This is a genomic window from Streptococcus sp. SS-4456 (assembly GCF_036680365.1).
GTDB lineage: Bacteria > Bacillota > Bacilli > Lactobacillales > Streptococcaceae > Streptococcus.
Genome location: NZ_JAVIHI010000088.1, coordinates 1 through 1,032, shown reverse-complemented (window position 1 = coordinate 1,032; position 1,032 = coordinate 1). Strand labels below are relative to the sequence as shown.

1 pseudogene is annotated in these 1,032 nt (G+C 40.2%); it reads right to left on the bottom strand.

From position 1 onward, the window contains the following. Positions 1 to 976 (bottom strand): annotated as a pseudogene (locus tag RFK25_RS11460) (IS3 family transposase); the annotation flags it as partial. Between the last annotated feature and the right edge of the window lie 56 nt (positions 977 to 1,032).

The window sequence follows — 1,032 nt, the reverse complement described above, 5'->3', positions numbered from 1 at the left end:
AAGGTAAAATCAATAATTTCGCTATTATAGCCATCCAGAACAGGAGAAAGATAGAGTTTTTCAGCACAATTTGGCAGAGCGAACTCAGTCACATCTGTATAGCACTTCTCAAAAGGCTTAGCCCCTTCAAAGGCTCTCTCAATGAGATTAGGAGCTTTCTTGCCCACATCGCCCTTGTAAGACTTGTATCTCTTGCGTCTACGAATACGAGCAGTCAAACCTAACTCTTTCATCAGCCCTTGTACTTTCTTGTGGTTGACAGAAAATCCACGATTTCTTAGCTCAAGGTGAATGCGACGGTAGCCATAGTTTCCCTTATGTTCATCATAAATGGCTTGAATTTCAGCTTTTAAGTCCTTATCTTTATCTGGTTTATCCAGTTGTTTGACTTGATAATGATAGGTAGAAGGAACTAATTGAGCAATCGTCAGCAGTAGATCTAGTCGGAATCCTTCTGCGACCATCTCTCTAACTGTTTGAGCCTTTCTTGTTCTCTGGCTTCGTCCCTTAAACGAAGCGCTCTCAACTTTTTTAGATAGGCATTCTCCGTTCTAAGCCGTTCATTTTCCTCCTGAAGTCGCTCTAACTCCGTCATCTCTTCCCAGTTTTTCTTTGGTTTACGCCCCATCTTTGGTGGCCTCCCTCTTGTTTTCTCAAGAATAGTATATCCGTTTTTCTTGTATTGTGCTATCCAGTTTGGGAGAGTTCCTCGATTTGGCAAGGCGTAATCAAGTGAGACTGACAGACTCGACTGCTTTTGAAGAAGTACTTTATCAATCATTTCCTGCTTGAGTTCTGGAGGATAATAAGTGTTCTTACCTTTCTTGACAATGTTTATTCCATACCTATCGATCAGTCGAAGCATATATTGGATAACAGCTTCTGAAATAGTAAATTGCTTTGACAAGTTCTTGATAGACTGACCACTTTGGCGTAGTTCATAGATTTCGATTTTGTCTTCATAGCTCAATTTCATAAAAATAGCACCCCAAATGTTAGATTTTTTCTGTCTAACTTTTGGGGTGCAGTTCA